Source organism: Bradyrhizobium sp. RDI18, from assembly GCF_043203335.1.
GTDB classification, from domain to species: domain Bacteria; phylum Pseudomonadota; class Alphaproteobacteria; order Rhizobiales; family Xanthobacteraceae; genus Bradyrhizobium; species Bradyrhizobium retamae.
Genome location: NZ_JBICRN010000006.1, coordinates 229,073 through 248,095 on the forward strand (window position 1 = coordinate 229,073; position 19,023 = coordinate 248,095).

General features: G+C 62.1%; 17 protein-coding genes and 1 pseudogene. 1 reads left to right on the forward strand and 17 read right to left on the reverse strand.

Features of this window, described 5'->3' with window-relative positions; translation table 11 throughout:
* Positions 1-335 precede the first annotated feature (335 nt).
* Positions 336-1,304: a lipoyl synthase gene (gene lipA / locus ACFXS9_RS01970; RefSeq protein ID WP_392687195.1), complete on the forward strand. Its 969-nt coding sequence runs from the start codon at positions 336-338 to the stop codon at positions 1,302-1,304.
* Positions 1,305-2,154: 850 nt separating this feature from the next.
* Here the strand turns inward: lipA and ACFXS9_RS01975 are convergent.
* The 17 genes and pseudogenes from ACFXS9_RS01975 to ACFXS9_RS02055 all read right to left on the reverse strand — a co-directional run bounded on the left by ACFXS9_RS01975 (position 2,155) and on the right by ACFXS9_RS02055 (position 19,023).
* Positions 2,155-3,000 carry a TonB family protein gene (locus tag ACFXS9_RS01975; RefSeq protein WP_392684534.1) on the reverse strand — a complete coding sequence of 282 codons (846 nt, stop codon included), beginning with the start codon at positions 2,998-3,000 and terminating at the stop codon, positions 2,155-2,157.
* Positions 2,997-3,482: a TonB system transport protein ExbD gene (exbD, locus tag ACFXS9_RS01980; RefSeq protein WP_392684537.1), complete on the reverse strand. Its 486-nt coding sequence runs from the start codon at positions 3,480-3,482 to the stop codon at positions 2,997-2,999. The genes ACFXS9_RS01975 and exbD overlap by 4 nt, the downstream gene beginning before the upstream one ends.
* A gap of 3 nt (positions 3,483-3,485) precedes the next feature.
* On the reverse strand, positions 3,486-4,466 hold the full coding sequence (gene exbB, locus ACFXS9_RS01985) for a tonB-system energizer ExbB (RefSeq protein ID WP_392687200.1): 981 nt from the start codon (positions 4,464-4,466) through the stop codon (positions 3,486-3,488).
* Positions 4,467-4,714: 248 nt separating this feature from the next.
* Positions 4,715-6,364 (reverse strand): PepSY-associated TM helix domain-containing protein, encoded by a 1,650-nt coding sequence (locus tag ACFXS9_RS01990; RefSeq protein ID WP_392684540.1) that lies wholly within the window; start codon positions 6,362-6,364, stop codon positions 4,715-4,717.
* A 7-nt stretch (positions 6,365-6,371) separates the two neighbouring features.
* Positions 6,372-6,665, reverse strand: a complete 294-nt coding sequence (locus ACFXS9_RS01995) for a hypothetical protein (protein WP_392684543.1) — start codon at positions 6,663-6,665, stop codon at positions 6,372-6,374.
* A 1-nt stretch (position 6,666) separates the two neighbouring features.
* Positions 6,667-6,828 carry a hypothetical protein gene (locus tag ACFXS9_RS02000; RefSeq protein WP_392684546.1) on the reverse strand — a complete coding sequence of 54 codons (162 nt, stop codon included), beginning with the start codon at positions 6,826-6,828 and terminating at the stop codon, positions 6,667-6,669.
* A 108-nt stretch (positions 6,829-6,936) separates the two neighbouring features.
* On the reverse strand, positions 6,937-8,604 hold the full coding sequence (locus ACFXS9_RS02005; RefSeq protein WP_392687203.1) for a TonB-dependent receptor: 1,668 nt from the start codon (positions 8,602-8,604) through the stop codon (positions 6,937-6,939).
* Complete coding sequence (locus tag ACFXS9_RS02010) at positions 8,583-9,377, reverse strand: TonB-dependent receptor plug domain-containing protein (RefSeq protein ID WP_392684549.1); 795 nt, start codon at positions 9,375-9,377, stop codon at positions 8,583-8,585. Before ACFXS9_RS02010 ends, ACFXS9_RS02005 begins: the two co-directional genes overlap by 22 nt.
* A 180-nt stretch (positions 9,378-9,557) precedes the next feature.
* Positions 9,558-10,520 (reverse strand): FecR family protein, encoded by a 963-nt coding sequence (locus ACFXS9_RS02015; RefSeq protein ID WP_392684550.1) that lies wholly within the window; start codon positions 10,518-10,520, stop codon positions 9,558-9,560.
* The gene (locus tag ACFXS9_RS02020; RefSeq protein ID WP_392684553.1) at positions 10,517-11,116 is read right to left on the reverse strand and encodes an RNA polymerase sigma factor; all 600 of its coding nucleotides are present in this window, start codon (positions 11,114-11,116) and stop codon (positions 10,517-10,519) included. The genes ACFXS9_RS02015 and ACFXS9_RS02020 overlap by 4 nt, the downstream gene beginning before the upstream one ends.
* Positions 11,117-11,438: 322 nt before the next feature.
* A complete protein-coding gene (locus ACFXS9_RS02025) occupies positions 11,439-13,034 on the reverse strand; it encodes a GMC family oxidoreductase (RefSeq protein WP_392684556.1) in 1,596 nt (531 codons plus the stop codon).
* Between the two features lie 27 nt (positions 13,035-13,061).
* A pseudogene (locus tag ACFXS9_RS02030) lies at positions 13,062-14,467 on the reverse strand (aldehyde dehydrogenase family protein).
* A 100-nt stretch (positions 14,468-14,567) separates the two neighbouring features.
* Positions 14,568-15,527 carry a helix-turn-helix domain-containing protein gene (locus tag ACFXS9_RS02035; RefSeq protein ID WP_392684559.1) on the reverse strand — a complete coding sequence of 320 codons (960 nt, stop codon included), beginning with the start codon at positions 15,525-15,527 and terminating at the stop codon, positions 14,568-14,570.
* A gap of 170 nt (positions 15,528-15,697) precedes the next feature.
* Positions 15,698-16,408, reverse strand: coding sequence for an ABC transporter ATP-binding protein (locus ACFXS9_RS02040; RefSeq protein WP_392684562.1), 711 nt, complete (start codon positions 16,406-16,408; stop codon positions 15,698-15,700).
* Entirely contained in the window at positions 16,405-17,124 is a 720-nt protein-coding gene (locus ACFXS9_RS02045; protein WP_392684565.1) for an ABC transporter ATP-binding protein, read from the reverse strand. Before ACFXS9_RS02045 ends, ACFXS9_RS02040 begins: the two co-directional genes overlap by 4 nt.
* The gene (locus ACFXS9_RS02050; protein WP_392684567.1) at positions 17,121-18,152 is read right to left on the reverse strand and encodes a branched-chain amino acid ABC transporter permease; all 1,032 of its coding nucleotides are present in this window, start codon (positions 18,150-18,152) and stop codon (positions 17,121-17,123) included. Before ACFXS9_RS02050 ends, ACFXS9_RS02045 begins: the two co-directional genes overlap by 4 nt.
* A gap of 7 nt (positions 18,153-18,159) precedes the next feature.
* Positions 18,160-19,023, reverse strand: a complete 864-nt coding sequence (locus ACFXS9_RS02055) for a branched-chain amino acid ABC transporter permease (RefSeq protein ID WP_392684570.1) — start codon at positions 19,021-19,023, stop codon at positions 18,160-18,162.

The following is a 19,023-nucleotide window of genomic DNA, read 5'->3' on the forward strand; positions in this document are numbered from 1 at the left end:
TCGTGCCAGACTACGAAGAGCGCAGCCAATCGCGCGCATGCCTTTCATTTTGCTTGAGATTGCGATGCAAGCCGTCGCGCCCTCGGATGCGATCGGTCCGGATCTGTCTGAAGATCCGGAAAACCGGTCGGAAGGATCACCCGAAATGTCGGAACGGCGCGGCGGCGGGTTCCAAATGCAAGGCTCGAAGTCAGAAACCCGTCTGCGCGCTCGAAGCGAGAGCGCACGCGCAACGCAGCGTCCGACAGGGTCGCTGCCGGGAAATGAAGAATCGAATTGACGAAGTTCGCTTGGATGCTGAATGTCCGCGACGGCGCATTCACGAGGCTGACCACATGACAGTCTTACTTGATCTCCTCAACAACGATCCGCGAGAGAAGATGCGGCCCGAGAAGCACCGCCACCCTGAAAAGGCCAACCGCCCCGACACGCCCATACAAAGCAAGCCTGCGTGGATCCGCGTGAAGGCACCCGGCTCCGCCGAATGGGCCGAGACAAAGCGCATCGTGCGCGAGAACGAACTCGTGACCGTCTGCGAGGAAGCGAGCTGTCCCAACATTGGCGAGTGCTGGGCGAAGAAGCACGCGACCTTCATGATCATGGGAGACACCTGCACGCGTGCTTGCGCCTTCTGCAATGTGCGCACCGGCCTGCCCGGCCCGCTCGATGCCGATGAGCCAGCTAAGATCGCCGACGCCGTGGCCAAGCTCGGGCTCGAGCACGTGGTCGTCACCTCGGTCGATCGCGACGACCTCGCCGATGGAGGCGCCGCGCATTTCGCTGCGACGATCGCGGCCATCCGCGCGACCAGCCCAGGCACGACGATCGAAATCCTCACCCCGGACTTTCTGCGCAAGAGCGGCGCACTTGAAACGGTCGTTGCGGCCAAGCCCGACGTGTTCAACCACAATCTGGAGACGGTGCCGTCGAAATATCTGACGGTGCGGCCTGGCGCGCGCTATTTCCACTCGGTCCGGCTGCTGCAGCGCGTGAAGGAACTCGACGCGCAGATCTTCACCAAGTCCGGGATCATGGTTGGCCTCGGCGAAGATCGGAGCGAGGTGCTGCAATTGATGGACGATCTGCGTTCTGCCGGCGTCGACTTCCTGACCATTGGCCAGTATCTGCAACCCACGCGCAAGCACCACGCCGTCGTAAGCTTTGTGCCCCCCGACGAATTCGAAGCCTATGAGAAGGTCGCCTATGCCAAGGGTTTTTTGGTCGTGTCGGCGACGCCGTTGACGCGCTCCTCGCACCACGCGGGCGATGATTTCCGCAAATTACGAGAGCGCCGGCGCGGGTAGCGGCAGACGCGGTCCGGTGCGCTCCTCGACGATCAGAACTGATCTGCACTATCCGGATTGCGCTTTGCAGGGCCCAAGGAGATTCGGGAGCGGTCCGATGTATACTGTGATAGAGCTAGAGGGTGCGCCGATATCGATCAAGCCAAGATGCTGGCTTCTACTACAAGCGCTCGCCGATCGAACGCCCATTGAAGCGTCTTCCGCAAGAGTCGGGACAATTGCACTCAATGGCAATGGCTCTACACATGGGAACACGCACGCACGCCGATCGGTGGGTCTCCGTCGGTCAAATTAGAGATCGCTTCACTACCTGGCACAAGTCAGCCGATGTCCGGCCCGAACAGAAAACCATCGCCTAACTTCTGACGTTCCCCAGCCAGCTTCCACAATGCCGAACGGCCACGCGCCCTGTAGGCAAGCGTAGATCGACGCCAATGCACAAGACCCAGCGAATCCCAGGATCATCCAGTGGCTTTCGCGCTCTAAAATATGGGTCACAAGCATCGCGACGGTGGCAAGCAAGCCGAATACAGTCAGCGCATCCATCGCAAGCCATCGATCGTGTGTCGACACAAGGCTTTCCATGTGTCGCGTAAAAGAAAAAACGCGTCGATAGTGGTGCTTCTATCCTTAGTCATCGGCAAGAGCGCAGATACGCTAAAGAAACTCACCTCGGCAGGAAGTCTTTCTACAACGGAAGCTTTCTTCAGAAGGTCACGGACTTGTGCAGAATATTTGCTTCATTATCGTAGGTTGCAGTCAGTCATTTGAAAGAAAGCGATGTCCATCGTTGCGGTCATAATGACCGCGACAAGCGCGATGACGAACTTCGGATCGGGTCTGCGATGGATCATCGATTAAACCTGATGGGAACGGCGAGCGTGACGGAGCTGCCGCCGACATTGGGAGGCGGTGTGGGCACCGGGCTGGCGCGGCGCGGCAACGAGACCGCCTCCGCATCAAGCGCGGAATCGCCGGATGATCGAACCAGCCGTGACGAAAGCACTCGGCCCGAGCGATCGATGGTGAAGGCAACCATTGTGACGACGGTGCCGGCCGCGGCCGCCGGACGCTTGTGGCGATTGAGATGCGCCATCAGCGCGCCGCGCCAGGATGCGGGCGACATCGACGGATCAAATGACGCACTGGCGTGTGTCGCGGCCGCGCGATCGGAGCGTTGAGCTTGCGATGTCGGCGGCGCGGTGGTTTGTGGTGCGCGGGTCTTCTTTGGATCTATCGGCTTCTTCTTTTCGACCGTCTTCACCTCGGGCGGCGGTTTCTTGACGGGTTCGGGTTTTGGCGGCTCCGGTGGCGGTGGGGTAAGTACCGCTTCCGCATTCTCTTTCTCCGGTAGCTTCTCAACTACTTCCTGCGGGACAGGCTCCTGCACCTCTTCGGGCTTCTCGACAGGTTTCTCCGGCTCGTCAGGCGTAGGCTCGGTTTGCGCCTCGGTCATCTGCAGCCCGGGGGCCACGTCCTGCGGCGGCGCTTCAGTCGAGACCGCCAGTGGTGCCAGTTCGATCATTACGGCGGCCGGCGGCTCGCCCGCTGCCGTTGCCGGCTTCCAATTGAGTGCGAGCCAAGCGCCGCCGCCATGCGTGGCCACGACGACAATCACCGCAACGGTCCATCGTATCACCGAGAGCGCGGTGATGTTGCGCTCTGGCCGACCGTCGGGATCGCGCCAGTCGATCATGGCTGCGGCGATCCCCCGCTTTGCGGGGAACCCGGAGGCACGGCGGCCGGACCTGTGATCTGCCCGACGTCTTCGAGGCCGACCAGCGCGATCTTGAGATAGCCCGCCTGCCGGAGCAGGTTCATGACGTTCATCAGTTCGCGATAGGCGACGACACCATCCGCACGCAGGAAGATGCGCTGCTCTCGGTCATTGTTGGTTTGCTGGTCGAGCGTTGCCTGCAGCGCGCTGCGCGGGACGTCCTCGTTGCCGAGCGCAAGCGTCAAGTCCGGCTTCACCGTCAGGAAGACGGGCTTGTCCGGCCGCGGCTGCTGCTGGGCGCTGGACACCGGCAGGTCTACCGCCACGTCCACGGTCGAGAGCGGCGCCGCCACCATGAAGATGATGAGAAGGACTAGCATCACATCGATAAACGGTGTGACGTTGATGTCGCTGACCTCGGTGAGGTCGCCGTCTTGCGGGTCCTTAAGCGTGACGGCCATGGTTTATTCCCAGGAACGGCGCGCCGTCGCAGCACGGGGCAGCTGATCGACCGGCGCCGCGCGCTCTTCGACAGAAAGATGCGAAGGCGTCGTTGACGGATGACATGCAGCGTCGACGATGGCATTCCTTTCAAGATCGCGCGAGAGGTGCTGCAGGACTTCGCCCGAAGCGTCGGACAGGAGCGCGCGGTAGCCGGCAATGGCGCGCGCAAACACATTGTAGATGATCACCGCCGGGATCGCGGCGACGAGACCGATCGCGGTCGCCAGCAACGCTTCAGCGATACCAGGTGCGACGACCGCAAGATTAGTGGTCTTCGACTGCGCGATGCCGATAAAGGAATTCATGATCCCCCACACGGTGCCGAACAGGCCGACGAACGGCGCGGTCGCGCCGATCGTTGCGAGCAGGCCGGTGCCGCGCGTCATGCTGCGGCCGGCGGCAGCCTCGATGCGCGACAGCGCGATGGCGAGGCGCTCCTTCACGCCTTCCGCCGACAGGTCGGGTGAGCGCTTCAGCTCTCGCGCCGCGGCCTGCACGAGATCTGCCACCGGACCGCTGCGCGTCCACCCTGCCTCGATCGCGGTCGTCGCTTCGGCAAGGCTGTCGGCGCGCTGCAGTTTGCGCGTTCCGCTTCTCGCCTTGCGCTTCGCGCCGGCGAGTTCGAGCGCCTTCGCAAACCACACCGTCCAGGTGACCAGCGAGGCAAAGGCAAGCCCGACCATCACTGCCTTCACGACGATGTCGGCCTGCATGAACATGCCCCAAGGCGACAGGTCATGCGGCAGTGTTGCGGGCGCCGTCGTCGCCGGCGGTTCTGTCGACGGACCGGCCGCAGGTACTCCGGAGAGAAGATCGCCCGGTGCGGCCGATGCAGGCGGAGCGGATGCTGGATCGACGGTCGGCGCAGGTGGCGCAGATACCGCCGGCGGCTGAGGCGCCGCAGCGGGTTGCTGTTGCGGTCGTTGCTCCTGCGCGCGCAGGGGCCGGACACGCTTGCAAACATAAGCAGCGACGCGAGCACGACGCGCGCGATCTTTCGCATCGGCATTCTTCCTAATGCTGCTTCAGAGGCACGCTTCATTCCTGGTTCTTTCTGTTGGGGAAGTATCCGCTGGCTGGCTTGCTCTGGAGGTCCGGAGCTGGCTGGCTTGCGGCGCACTCCCCCGACGGGAAGTTCGTTGTCGGTATGCCCTTTCGGCTTCGGCGCGCTGGCTGGACTCTTCCATGGTCACTCCGCCGCGATTGCGACTGGCTCGTGCGCCGTGTGGTCATCGCCCTTGCGGATGGACCAGATGCTATCGGCGGGGCCGTGCTTGACGCGCCGCGCGGTGGCGATCGCCATCCAGGCGAAGCAGAGCGCGCCGATGAAGGCGACGACATCGACGCCGATCGTCGCGGCGCTGCTATGCGCCCACATGCCCAGCGCCGGGAACAGCAGCGCCAGTACAGTCGTCAGCGGGATCGACATCGTCGCGGCAGCGCACAGCCACAGCAGATGCACGGCCGAGCGCGCCGCACCCCATGCGAAGGCCCATGCGACCGAACCGAGGAACACGGCGTAGTAGATATATGCGTGCCACGCATTGAGATCGGCGACGCGGCCGTGCAGCCACTTGGCCGCGACGATGGTAAGCGAGATGCCTGCGACGCAGCCAAGGCAGATGCCTACGGTCGCGCTGCCGAGCAGTCGGGTCGAGCGCGATTGCTCGATCTCGCCGCCGTTGCGAGCACTCTTCCGCCGCGTCTCTATCCACAGCAGGTTGCCCGAATAGAACAGCCATGCCCCGGAAAATCCGAGGAAGCAATAGGCCCATGTAATCGTCACCCCACCATATTCCCCCGTGTGTAGGGCGAAGATCGTTGTCGACGCTCGCCGGTCCGGATCTTGGCGCGATGGGCGAGAGCGGTCATGCACCAGCTCACCTGTGACGGCGCTGAGCATGACGCCCCCAAAAGTGGTATCTCCCACATAGCCGCGTTCGGCTCCTACGACTCTGACGGCGGCAGCTTTGTCTCCGAAGTTCTTGAAGATCATGACCTTGGGCTCAAAATCGGGCACCTGCGCGTTCAGGCGTTGGAGCAACTGCGCAGGCGGCATCATTGCGCCCGCTTCGCCACTCGGCCTTGGCGCGCTCCACCGCTCGAAATCGCGTGCCATCACGACTTTCTGCCGACCGCCGAAGATCACGCTCTCCTGCGCGGACCAGAGCGGTCCGCCGAAGCCCCATGCTGTTGCGGTTACGGCCATCACGAGGTGAAACGGGAGTGCTGTAATCCCAACGACATTGTGCGCGTCCTGCCACATGCGCTTGAGGTTCTTGCCGACACGCAGCGCAAGGAAATCTTTGACGAGCGACGGCAGCAGAACGATCACGCCGGCGATCAGCGCCACGCCGTAGAGCAGCGAGACCACCCCCATGAAATACGATCCCCAAGGCTCTGGAATCCCGACGCGCATGTGGATGCGATTGATGAACTCCGCCAGTTCGGACGGCTCCTCTTGCTTCGCCAGCAACGTGCCATCAGGTTTTAGCGTCGCCCACCAATGGATGTGCTCGTGCGGCTGGCCTTCTTGATGCGCCGCGTCTTCTTCCCAAGTTACCCGCGCGGGTTCGTTCTCATGTCCCCGCAAATGCAGCGTGATGCCTTCCTTGCGCGCTTCAGGATGGGCGGCGACGACCAATTCGAGGAGACGGCCCGCGTCGTCCAAAGGAACCGCAGCGACACCTGCGGCAGGCGGCGATGCCCAGCGTGCTATCGGCTCCTGAAACATGGTGAGCGCGCCCGCATAAAAGGCGATGAACAGAGCTAAGCCGCAACTGATGCCGGTCCACGTGTGGACTGTCTTATAGTGCTTGACGATATCGGCGCGGATCATGTTGCCCTCACGCGAAGAAATAGAAGCGGCAGGCAAACAGCGCCGCGAAGGCGATCAGGTTCGCCGCGCCGAGCCATGTCCAAGCCGCGCGACCGCTGCGAAACAGGAAGCAGAAACCGAACACCGCGATCCAGACGAACGCTTCCAGGTGGCGCATCAGCGAGTAGCGTCCAGTCGGAGCGTCTATGCCGCCCGGGCCCAGGTAGGCATACAAACCGACCAGCGAGAGCGCCAAGCCCAAACCGAGGATTGCGCCAGCGCTGGCCTTTCCCCACCAGTCGGGGCGGATTTCGCTGGCCATGTCAGTTCGCCCGCCCGACGCCGCAGAGCGCGGCGACATAAGGGAAGGCGAACAGGCAAACCATCGTGACATGCAGGGTCACGAACAGGCCGGACAGCGGACGAAATGCCGCGATCCATGCGATGAGGCCGGCCACCAACAGCAGGCAACCGGCCGCCAGCAACGGCCGTCGCGGTGAAACCCGCGACAGCCATTTCTGATTTGGGCTGGCAAGGTAGAGGCACGCACAGCCTAGAACGATCAAAGTCAATGCTAGCACCACGATCATGGTTCAGAAATTGAACGTGGTTGAGAGGCGGAAAGTCCTCGGCTGACCTCGGTACACGAAGCCAGACGCATAAGTACCGGCCCAGTAGCCTTTGTCGAAGACATTATCGACATTGAAGCGGACAGTGACCGGCTTCTCGTTCCACGGAGAATTGAAGGTATGGCGTGCGCCAAGGTCTAGTGTGGTCCATGATGGAATAGTGACGCCGGAGGAGGTTGAGACAACCGCATCGCCAGTATAAGTCAGCCGGCCGGTGAGCGTCAGCCCTTCCACGAAGGGTGCGTCCCATTCCGCTCCAACCACCGCGCGGACTCTCGGAGCGGTATCGTTCCTTTTGCCGTCGAGAGTACCGCCTTCGGTCTTGGTCAGGCGGGCGTCGAGCAGGGTGAGCCCGCCCAACAGGCGAACGCCGGGCATGAGTTCGCCATAGGCGTTCAGTTCGATGCCGCGATTGCGCTCTTCTCCGTTCTGCGACAATGTTGGGTCCCCGCCCGCGGGATCGTCTATCGAAATTGCAGCGGCCTTGGCGATCTGGAATACAGCCAACGTCGTCGTCACCTGACCCCAGTCGACTTTGACACCGGCCTCGTGCTGCTTGCTGACGTACGGCGGGAATACTTCGCCAACATTCGCGTACATCGCGCCGACGATGGTTCCTGCTCTCAGATCTTCTATGTAGTTGGCATAGAGCGAAACGTTTTCCCACGGCTTGACGACCAGCCCAAACGCAGGAGTCCAGGCATTGGCATCGTATTTCGAGGATAGCAGCCCTGTTGTAGTATTGAAGTTGTCGATCCCCGCTTCCTGATAGCGAATTCCGGCCATAAATTGGATACGCTCGTCGAATATAGATAAGGTGTCTGCAAAGCCAATGCTGGACGCCGCCGTCTGGGAGTTCTTCCTGGGATCGCCGGGATCAGCAACAGAGGGCAAGAGCGGAAATACAGGATTATACATCGACTCTATTATCGAAGCGGATCCTTCGGACTCTGCGCGTTTGTACGTAAGTTCTGACCGAGACAGGTTAAGGCTCAAAGCGTGATCCACTGGGCCAGTATTCGCTTTAGCCCGAATGCCGCCTTGCATAGATAGGATGTCCCGCGAATAATGTTGTATTTCTCGGGCGATACTGTATCGGCCGGTGCTGTCGAGCAGCCGGACTTTTTCGTAGCCATTCAAGTCGGCTTCTGAACTCTGCTTACCTATGGCGGCATAGGCTGTGACGTTCTCAAGTATATCGACTTCGCCTCGTATCATGCCCATGGTCGAGTTGGTTTTATATTCCGACCCAGGAGGAACGAGGCTCACGGTCGAGCTTGGCGCGCGAGGAAAGGATGATAGCGAGCCGGCTACAGACCGAGCCTGGATATATACCCCATTCGGATCCAAATTTTGGGATTGATGTGCAAAGTCTGCTGACAGTCGGACACGTTCGCCGGAATAGTCGAGGTTGAGCGCCGCTGTACCGAGTTTCGAGTGTTGTGTATCGATTGGCGTATGACCGCCGTCGATAGATCCGTTGAAACGGATACCGAACTCGTTGCTTGCTCCGAAACGACGGCCCACGTCAAGATGCGTACCAAATTGGGAGTTCGACATATAGCGCGTAGTCAGCTGCGTGATCGGTTCATTCGTTGTGCGCTTCGTGACTAGATTGACCGAGCCACCAATAGCGCCGGTGACCGCTGCGGACGCAAGCGCATACCGTTCAGGAGTGCGCTTGGGCCTTTTAGAATCTCCACGCGTTCAATGTAGTCGGACGACGGGAAAAATAGGGGTGCCATACCGGCCAAACCATTGAGGGTGCGGGTTCCGTCGATTCCGTAACCTCCAAATCCCCGGATGACTTGGTAATCGTGGGGGGTACCGCTCGAAGTACTCGCTATAACAGAGGGATCATTGTTCAATACATCCTGAACAGTCCGCGCCTGCTGATCCTCGATGAGCTTGTTCGTGTAACTGGTGAGGCTGAACGGGGTGTTCATCACACTGCGGTTGCCGAGCATGCCGACCTGCCCGCCGGTCGCGACCTGCCCTCCGGCATAGGGTGCCATCGGCGTCATCGTCGAATTCGGATTGGCCCCCTGCACGTCGATGGTGTCGAGCGGGATCGCGCCGGCCGGCAGCGCGCCAGCACTACCGGCCGCGTTCGGCTGAGAGATCGCGACCGTGGTTGCGTTGGTGAAACTATAGGTGAGCCCAGTGCCTTGCAGGATCTGCGCGAGTGCCTGCTCGCGCGACAGCGGCCCGGACACACCCGGCGAGTTCATGCCGGCCGCGATGCTCGCCAGATAGGTGACTTGCAAGCCAGCCTGTCGGCCGAAGGTCGTCAGCGCGCGATTGAGCGGGCCGGCCGGAACGTTGAACGATGTCTGTGCCGCGCTTTGCGCATAGGCGAAGCGGTCGGCCGTGACGACGCCGGCGACAATCGCCGTGGTCATCATCAGCGCTGCGATCGGAGCCCTGCTTCGATTGGTCCTGTCAGCGAATGTCCGAGCCCCGCGCCCCATGTTAAAGCCACTCCAAAGTTTCTCGTTGGGAGGGCTTGCGATGCCTGGGTGGTGCCAGCCCCTATAGCTGATACAATCGGGGCTCGGATTTTTTCAGCTTTTCGCGGAACTTTTTTAGAGGGGAGAAATCACCGTCACGAACGATGAGACCTGGCGGACACGCGCGCCCGTCGGATGCACGACAGCTTCGAGCGCCTGTTTAGGATCGTTCAAATCGAAGATACCGCTGACGCGCTGCGCGCCGATGAACGGATCGGCCATCACGATGCGGCCCGGAATCCAGCGGCCGATACGGGCGACCAGCGCCGACACCGCCTCCCTCTCCGCGATGATGAAATTGTCGCGCCATGACGCGATCTGGCTCGCCTCGCGCGATCCACGCTCGATGCCGCGCGCCGAGCGGTCAAACGTCACCCAATCTCTGGCCTGAAGCTTTTCGCCCAACGCGAGCGGCGAGTTGGCCGCCCGTACCTCGACGATGCCGTGGTCGACCGTGACAGTCAGCATGCCGGCATCGTTGGCAAGATCGAAGGCTGTCCCCAATGCGGTCGCCGTAAGGTCGGCCGTCCTCACCGAGAACGGCCGCTGAGGCTCCCGCGCGACGTCGAAGAATGCCATGCCGGCGAGCAACTCGATGCGACGGCTCTGGTTCAAGAAATCCACACCGATGGCGCTATCGGGTCCGAGCGTCGCCACGCTGCCGTCCGGCAGTGTGATGCTGCGGATCTCGCCCGTGCCGGTGATGTGGTCGGCGCGGCTGCGGATCAGCACTTCCGGGAGGAACGAATAAGTGGCGCCGATGGCGCCGAGACCGATCGCACCGCCTATGACAAAGTTTCGCCGCGTCAGTCCCAGGCTTTCGCGGCGCTCGGCCCTGCGACGGTCGGTGAGAATTTTGCCGGCGGCGCCGTGGACTTTCGCCACGCGCCCCCAGATCCTTTCGTGCTCCGGTCCGCGCGCCCGCCAAGCGCGCACCATCTCGATCGCGACCGGATTTTCAGGGTCGTTCTGCAGCCGAATGACGAGATCAATAGCCTCGTTCGTCAGCCGATCCTGGTCTGGCCCCGCCTCGCTCATTCGTATTCCTTCGATAGGCCGCGACCATAGGTCGGAGAATCGCGCCTACCTTCTAATACAAGCGAGCAGCGGCAAATTTCACACTGGAGATGAAAAAAGTCGAAGTCGTCGACCCGCGTCAAGAGATGCCGGTAGGCCTCCCGGATCAGCCCCCAGGTCCGTCCGGTCGACAAGTTCAACTCCGCCGCCACTTCCTGGATAGTGCGCTCGCCAAGCCGGTGCATCTCAAAAGCCATGCGTGTGCGCTCGGGCAACTCGGCTAGTGCCAGCCGCGTCTGCGCCAGGCACTGGCGCGAACAGACAACGGCTTCGGCCGAGGGCGTCGGATCGGCGATCTTGGAGGCGTCATCGAGGTCAGTGGTCTGGATCAGGCTCTCGCGGCGCTGGTGGTTGGTGCTGAGATTGCGCGAGACCTGATACAGATAGGCCTTGGGATTATGGTTGGAGCCAACCTCGGCCGGCGGCGACGCCAGCACCCGCAGGAAGGTGTCCTGGGTGATGTCGGCGGCCGTCTCGGCGCTATGGCCGCGCCGCCGCAAGAAGCGCTTCAGCTCCTGGCTATGCCGCCGAAACAGTTCTTGGATATCGAACGCCACTAAACACGTCCCCCCCGGGTCGCAAGGATGCGTCGAAGCGCCTTCCTGCTTGCCAACCGCAGAGTCATTCCATATGGGAACGATAATTTCCCTGCAATCTCAGATATTTAGATCGCCTCTAAGTTAGAGCCACCAAGCAATTGAATTTCATCGATGCTCGACGGCTTTCCCCTTTATAGCGCTGGAATCCTGAGACATTTGTGAGTGTTGCTTTTTTGCGCCGGTGGCATGCGAAAGAACCTCAATGTGAGACAATCCGCATCCTTCCGATGGATGCAGATCCGCAGAGACGCGGAGATCTCGGCCGCCGTCGCGGGTGCCGTTATGCTGCGCGATCCCTGCCGAGGATGAACCGTGCGGCTCTTTCGCCGATCATCATTGTTGGCGCGTTGGTATTGCCGGAGACAAGTCGCGGCATGATAGAGGCGTCGGCTACGCGCAGACCGTTCACGCCGCGTACCTTCAGGTCCTCGGACACGACGGCCATTGAGTCGTCGGGTGGGCCCATCTTCGCCGTGCCGGAGGGATGAAACACCGTCTTGGAAACTCCGCGCACGTAGTCGCGGAGCGCCTCCTTATCTTTTTCTAGCCCGGGTTTTGGCAAGACGCGCCGGTTCACGATGCGCGCAAGCGATGGAGCCTCGGATATACGGATGCCCAGTTCGACGCCGCGGACGAGGGTGTCGACGTCCGCCTGTTCGGCGAGCGAGTTGGCCACGAAGAGTGCAGGATCGGCCGGATTGGACGAGCGCAAGCGAACGCTTCCGCGCGACTGCGGACGAAGGACGCATGGGCCGATCGAGATGCCATGGCCAGGATCGGCCACACGATCCGCAAACCCGACGAATGTGGGCAGCACGTGAAACTGGATGTCCGGCTCGCCGGTGCCGGCGGTATCGACAAAACCGCCGGATTCCACGACCGTCGAGGTCAGCAGTCCGGTCTTGGTCAAGAGGTACTGCAACATGTGCGAAGCGGCGCGCAGGCCCTTATCTTCGCCGAACATCGAGATCGGGTCCTTGATCTCGCACTGAACGGTCGCCTCGAGATGGTCCTGATAGTTCTCGCCGACGCCGGATAGATCTGCCACGACATCGATGCCGTGCTGACGCAAATGCTCGGCTGGCCCGATACCTGAGAGTTGCAGGATCTTCGGCGTGGCGAGCGCGCCGGCCGTGAGGATCACCTCCCGCCGTGCCTTCACGATGGAGCCGTCGTCGAGCTTCACACCGCTCGCTGTTCTTCCTTCAAAGACGACCTTGTGGACGCGCGTCCCAGTGCGGATCGTCAGATTGGGACGGCCTTCCGCCTTGCGAAGAAAGGCTTCGGCGGCGCTGCGGCGGCGGCCGCGGTTCGTTGTAGTTTGGTAGAAGCCAACACCCTCCTGCCGAGCGCCGTTGAAGTCTTCATTGTAGGGAATTCCGACTTCCTGAGCCGCGCGAATGAACGCCCAGGACAGCGGGTGACCATAAGCCCGGTCTGAAACCGTCAGTTCGCCGTCGGTCCCATGATATTCGCCAGAGAGGCGCTGGTTGTTCTCGAGCTCGCGGAAAACCGGAAGGACCTTGTCATAGCTCCAGTTCCGGCAGCCCCGCTGCGCCCAGGTGTCGTAGTCCTGGCGCGAACCGCGGATGTAGACCATGGCGTTGACCGAACTGCCGCCGCCAAGCACGTGCCCCTGCGGCACAACGGAGGGACGACCGTTCAGCCCCTTCTCGGGTTCGGAAGCATAGAACAGGGCGTCTCGGCCCTTCTCCAAAACCTTGAAGAATGTAGCGGGAATGTGGATGTACTTGTCGCTGTCGCGCTGGCCGCTCTCGACCAGTAGAACGCGCGTGCCGGCATCTTCCGACAAGCGCGATGCCAGAACGCAGCCGGCCGAACCGCCGCCGGCGATGATATAGTCGTACTCCTGCATGCCTCCAGCCCTCCCCGGATCACACACTCAGCAGAACACTGTCTGGACGGTCGTGAACTCCTTCAGGCCATCGATGCCGAATTCCACGCCGAAGCCTGACTGCTTGACACCGCCAAAAGGCGCGTTCGGCTGAATCGCACCGTGCTTGTTGATCCACACCGAGCCTGCCTCGATGCGGCCGGCGACCTGCTTGGCGATCGCGAGATCGGATCCCCAAACCGAGCCCCCTAGACCCATCGAGCTCGCGTTCGCCTTCCTGATGGCCTCGTCCACGTCGTGATAGCGGATAATGGGAAGCGCTGGCCCGAACTGCTCTTCATCGACGAGGCGACAGCCGCAGTCGACGTCCGCGACGAGCGTGACGGGATAGAAATAACCCCGACTGCCAGCCGGATCCCCGCCGATCAGGACGCGGCCACCCTTTTCACGCGCCTCTTCGACGAAGGCAGAGACAATCTCGAACTGACGCTTGTTTTGGACGGGGCCCAGTTTCGAGCTCTCCGAAAAACCGTCCCCGACCACGATGGTTTTCGCATAGGCCGTGAGTTCGCGACAAACGTCATCATAAAGACTGTCGTGAACATAGAGCCGCTTCAGGGCCGCACAGGTCTGGCCGCCGTTGATGAATGCCCCCAGAACAAGCCTTCTGCGATGGCCCTTGGATTGGCATCGGGCAACACAATGCCGGCGTCATTGCCGCCGAGCTCGAGGGTGAGGCGCTTCAGCGTGCTCGCGGCGCTCTTCATGATCTTGCGTCCGGTCTCGGTGGAGCCGGTGAACGTGACCTTCGCAATTCCTGGATGTGCGGACATCAGCCCGCCGAGCTCATTGTCGCCGGTCACGACATTGACAACGCCTGCCGGCAGCGTCTCGTTCATGAGCTCGACGAGCCGGATCGTGCTGAGCGGTGTGAGTGGCGAGGGCTTGATCACGACGGTGTTGCCCGCACGGATCGCGGGAATGATGTGCCAGCATGCGATCATCACCGGCCAGTTCCAGGGCGTGATGGACCCGACGACTCCGATCGGCTTCCGATGAAGCTCCACACGGCCTTCCGGGCCGTCCTGCAGCACTTCCGGCGGAAGAGAGAGTTCGCTGGTGTGACGTGTCCAGGCAACCGCCCCGCCGATCTCGAACCGCGAGCCAAGGCCATTGAGCGGCTTACCTTGCTCGAGCGTGAGCAGCCGCGCCAGCTCTTCCGAATTGGCCTCGATCGTTTTCGCGATGGCACGGCACGCCTCGGCCCTTTCACCATCCGGCGTTTCCTTCCATTTCAGGAAGGCGCTTGCGGCGGCCGCAACCGCTGCGTCGAGCTGGGCAGGCGTGGCAACCGGCATCGCCCCAACGATCCCGCCCGTCGAAGGATTGACGATGTCCTGAAAGCTCTCGGTTTCAACCTGGCGACCTTCAAAGAACAAGCTCCAGCGCCGCATACGAACGTCTCCTGCCTCGCAATGATTGCGCCTCAGGAGAAACGATCAGGTCGCCGCTGTCTTGGAATATAACGCGGCCCCAATTGGACCGGAGCGCAAATCAGCCCCGTACGACGTCCTTGGGAGAGCAGTCGAACGTCTTCTTGAAGCAGCGATTGAAATAGGAGATGTCGTTGAAGCCCGAGGAATAGGCGATCTCCGCGATCGTGCCGTCATCGGCCCCGCGCTGCTTCTCAACCAGCCGCTCTCTCGCCAGACGCAGCCGGCGATCGCGGATGAAGCACGTCACGGTCGTGCCAACCGTATTGAAATCTTCTTGAAGCGTGCGCAGGGAGATTCCGAGCCTGGTTGCCAGCCATTGCGGCGTCAGCCGTTCGTCGGTGAGATGGCGGTCGACAAGGAGGCGAGCAAGTTCCAGCCGGCCCGCGGCGCGATCTCTGGGATAAACCGGCTGGTCCGGCGCATCTGCGGCGAAGGCCTGCCGCGTCGCGTGGAGAAGCAACTGCCGCAACTCAACCGATCGCTTGTGATTGGCGGGTGTCTGCAACATCTTGGCGACCAATGCCCGCAGCATCGTCGACATCGGGTCGCTGGCAGCGAGAGGCCGTGAGACCTCGAAATCGTTCGGCGCCTCCGCAAGCAACAACTGTCGAGGCAGATGCACGGACAGGTGATTGCTGAACCGTCCACTGAAATAGAAGTTCGACGGCAGGGAAGAGTCGACGAGAATGCAGTCGCCGGGCGAGATCGTATTCTGACGGCCCTTTTGCTCTACGCCGCATGAGCCTTCCAATTGGACCAGGAGAAAGAAATGTTCGCCGTAGTCGAGGCGAATGTCATGCTCATCCCGGCGCACGACGTCGATGTCGGTCGCGACCTGAACGACGCCGACACCGGCGGCGTCGGAGAGCAGCACACCGCCGTTGACGAGCTCGCGATCCTCCCAGCCGCAAGGATTGAATCGGCCGCAGACGGACTGAAGCCGGTCCCTCCACTCTTCCAATGGAGGCTGCCCCCAAACTGCGAGAGTCCGGTCGCTGAATTCCTGGAGCTGCTGCATGAGTGCCCCCTCCCCTCGGAACGCCACTGAACGGGCAATTTTTTTAACATGTTAAGCAACCCGCCTATGGTGTCAACACCTGGCTCGTGACAGGCGGGGTGCCAACGGAGCTCCTCTCAAAGAGCGCGGCGATATGGCAGCATCGCTGACGCGTCTCGGCCCGAGCGAATTCAGGCCAAATAGGCGCTGTGCAGGATCTTCGGATTTCTGACGAGCTCCTGCGGCTCGCCGGAGAAGCAGATCCGTCCGCGCTCCATCACGTAGGCAGAGTGCGAGATCTTGAGCGCGATATGCGTGAATTGTTCGATGAGCAGGACGCCAACGCCCTGCGACGCAAGCTTCTGCAGCACGGGCACCAGGCGCGCAACGATCACCGGCGCCAGACCGAACGACAGCTCGTCCGCAAGGAGATAGCGCGGCTTTCCGATAATCGCCTGCGCGAGCGCCACCATCTGCTGCTGCCCGCCGGACAGATTGGCTGAGCGTATGCGCAGCCGCTCGCGCAATTCCGGAAACGTCTCAAGCGCCAGATCGACGGCTGATTGGAGCTCAGTGCGCGTCAGATGACAGCCGGCGACCTTGAGATTGTCCTCGACGCTGAGATCGTTGAGCACCTGGTGTCCTTCGGGTACGGCGGCGACGCCGCTCAGACGCACGGCGTCTGGCCTCAGGCCGACGATCGATCGGCCGTCAAGCGCGATGGCGCCGCTTGCAGCGGGCAAGACGCCCGCGATCGCGAGCACGAGGCTGCTCTTGCCTGCACCATTGGCGCCGAGGAGCGCGGTGATCTTTCCCGGCGCGATGGTCAGATCCACGTCGTGAAGGACGGCCTTGCCGTTCCGCGCGACGTTCAGGCGCTGCACTGTCAACCCGGTACTCACGTAGCCTCCTCGAGCACGCCGAGATAGGCAGCCCTGACCCTGGGATCGGCGAGCACTTCCGCCGTCGGGCCATAGGCAATGCGTGAACCGAAATCGAGGACCAACGTCGCTACGCACGTTGCCGAGATGAGATCGACGTCGTGGTCCACCAGCAGCACCTGTGCGCCGCAATGGCGGGGAATGTCCCTGATGATCTGGCGCAAATGCCCACTTTCGTCCTGCGCAAGCCCAGCACCCGGCTCATCCATCATGATCAGCCGCGGGCTGCCGACCGTCGCGCGCGCGATCTCGACCATGCGCCGCTCATAAGCATTGAGGCTGCGGCCGAGCACATTGGCCTTCGCGCCGAGGTCGACGAAGTCCAAGGCTCTTGCGATCAGCGCCGAGCGCGGCTGGCCATCGGTCGGCACATTGTCGAGTACGGCGGCGATGTTGTCGGCAGCGCTCAAATTCTCGACGACCTGCTCGTTCTGGAACGTGCGTCGTATGCCGAACGCGGCCCGCTTGTGGACGGGAATGCGGTTAAGATCCCTGCCATCCACCCTGAGCGATCCCTTGGCGGGACGTATGAAGCCCGACAGGACATTGATGAGCGTCGTCTTGCCAGCACCGTTCGGTCCGACAAGTCCGGTAATCGGCTCCGGCAGCGTTGCGGTGAGGGCGTTCAGCCCGCGCACGCCACCGAACAGCACGGTGAGGTCGTCGATCTCGATCATGTCGCGGTCCCACCGCTCACTTTGAAAAGCCTGCTGATCGCCCGGAAGGCATCCGCAAGTTGCCCCGCAATGCCCTGCGGCGCGGTCATCAGGGCATGCAGGAGCCCAACTCCGAAGACCATGGTCGCGATGTTGCCATCGACATGAAACTCGTTGAGCAGCGCCGGGAACGCCCGCAACAGCAGCCCCGCGATGATCGGTCCAAGCCAGGAATAGGCGCCGCCAACGATCGTCAGCGCAAACAGCATGATCGATTGGCTGGCCGGAAACGCGCTGCCGTCGAGCTGCCCGACGCCGCCAGCGAGCAATCCTCCGGCAATACCGGCGAGAAAGCCGGCGAGCGCGAAGGCCCAGACCTTGTACGCGACGATATCGACGCCTCCCGACAGGGCGCAGACTTCACTGCGACGAATCATGGCCCATGCGCGACCGGGTCGTCCGCGCAGATGCACGAAGACGAGGAGATAGCAGAGCGCGGCGATCACGATGGCGTAGCGGAAATAGGCCGGATCGCTTTGCGCCAGGAATGGACGCGCCATCATGAGGCGCGCGCCGGTGCTCTTGCCGAGAATGCCCGTGCCACCGTCGGGGAATCCAAATGCGCTGATCAGCACCTGGATCGCTCCCGCCATCATCAGGGTGATGATGGCGAGGTACAACCCGCGCATCCTGAGGGCGGGGAGCCCTACAACCAGTCCGACAAGCGCCGCGGCCGCTCCTCCCGTCAAGAGTGCCAGTTCGAACGGCGCACCCAATCCGTGCGATATCCGCAGTGCCAACCAGCCGCCGACACCGAGCAGACCGAACTGCGCCAGTGAGACCATGCCAAGCTGCGCGAAGAGGAGGCTGACGCTCAGGCTGGCGATCACGAGCGCTGCGACCGAAATCAGCACCCGCAGCCAATACTCGCTCAGGAACGACGGGAGGAAATAGAGTGCCGCAAGCGCGCCGGCGCAAACCGCAACTTCTCGGAGCGGCAACCGGCTGGAGGCGACGAGCGGCACTCCTTCGAGACTTCGGTCCGTCACTTCGCGCTCACCTATAGACAAAATCGGGTTTGCGCTGCATCCACAGCATTGCGCCAACGGCGAAGATGAAGGGGGTAGCCGAACGGAACGGCCCGATGACGGGCACCGGCGTCAGCAGCGCCTCGCACACGCCGATCGCAAGCGCACCTGCAACGGTCGCCGGCAGGGAGGCAAAGCGCCCAATGACCGCGGCCGCGATCGCAGGGATGACCGCGAAGGTGAGCGCCTGGCCGCTCAATCGCTGCAGGTCGGCGAGCAGCACGCCGCTCACGCCCGCCAGTACGCCGGAGATAACCCAGGCCCAGGCGTCAATGCGGAACACGCGCACGCCGAGCATCGCGCTGAGTTCACGATTGCTGGCGAGCGCGCGCATCTGAAGACCCATCCGGCTGCGCGAGAGGAACAGCATGACGGCGGCAGTTGCGGACACCCCGAGACCGAACGCGATGGCACGTGTCAACGTGACCCGCACGCCGAGAAGTTCGAAGCTCATGGTGTCTGTCGGCAAACGAAGGCGCCGCGGCGCCTCTCCCCAGACATACCCCATGAATCCAAGCAGTATCAGCGCAAAGCTGAGCGTTGCCACGGCACGCGTGACCGGATCGGTGTAAACCAGGCGCGGCGCGATCACCCGGCCATAGGTCAGCGAGACGACAGCCGCAGCGGCGACGCCCGCAAGCCACGACAGGGATTCTGGCCCGCCGCGCTCGACGATGGACCAGGAAATGAAGGCCGCCAGGGCGCCGACGGCGCCCTGGGCAAAGTTGACCACGCCTGAAGCCCGGTAGAGCACGACAATGCCAACAGCCGAGAGCACGTAGGTCGCAGCCAAGGCGAGGCCCGAAACCAGGAAAGGCGTGAAATCGGGCAT

Coding starts and splice junctions, on each gene's coding strand:
- lipA (WP_392687195.1), top strand. CDS start 336: ATGACAGTCTTACTTGATCTCCTCAACAACGATCCGCGAGAGAAGATG.
- ACFXS9_RS01975 (WP_392684534.1), bottom strand. CDS start 3,000: ATGATCGACTGGCGCGATCCCGACGGTCGGCCAGAGCGCAACATCACC.
- exbD (WP_392684537.1), bottom strand. CDS start 3,482: ATGGCCGTCACGCTTAAGGACCCGCAAGACGGCGACCTCACCGAGGTC.
- ACFXS9_RS01990 (WP_392684540.1), bottom strand. CDS start 6,364: ATGATCCGCGCCGATATCGTCAAGCACTATAAGACAGTCCACACGTGG.
- ACFXS9_RS01995 (WP_392684543.1), bottom strand. CDS start 6,665: ATGGCCAGCGAAATCCGCCCCGACTGGTGGGGAAAGGCCAGCGCTGGC.
- ACFXS9_RS02010 (WP_392684549.1), bottom strand. CDS start 9,377: ATGATGACCACGGCGATTGTCGCCGGCGTCGTCACGGCCGACCGCTTC.
- ACFXS9_RS02015 (WP_392684550.1), bottom strand. CDS start 10,520: ATGAGCGAGGCGGGGCCAGACCAGGATCGGCTGACGAACGAGGCTATT.
- ACFXS9_RS02025 (WP_392684556.1), bottom strand. CDS start 13,034: ATGCAGGAGTACGACTATATCATCGCCGGCGGCGGTTCGGCCGGCTGC.
- ACFXS9_RS02035 (WP_392684559.1), bottom strand. CDS start 15,527: ATGCAGCAGCTCCAGGAATTCAGCGACCGGACTCTCGCAGTTTGGGGG.
- ACFXS9_RS02045 (WP_392684565.1), bottom strand. CDS start 17,124: ATGATCGAGATCGACGACCTCACCGTGCTGTTCGGTGGCGTGCGCGGG.
- ACFXS9_RS02055 (WP_392684570.1), bottom strand. CDS start 19,023: ATGCCCGATTTCACGCCTTTCCTGGTTTCGGGCCTCGCCTTGGCTGCG.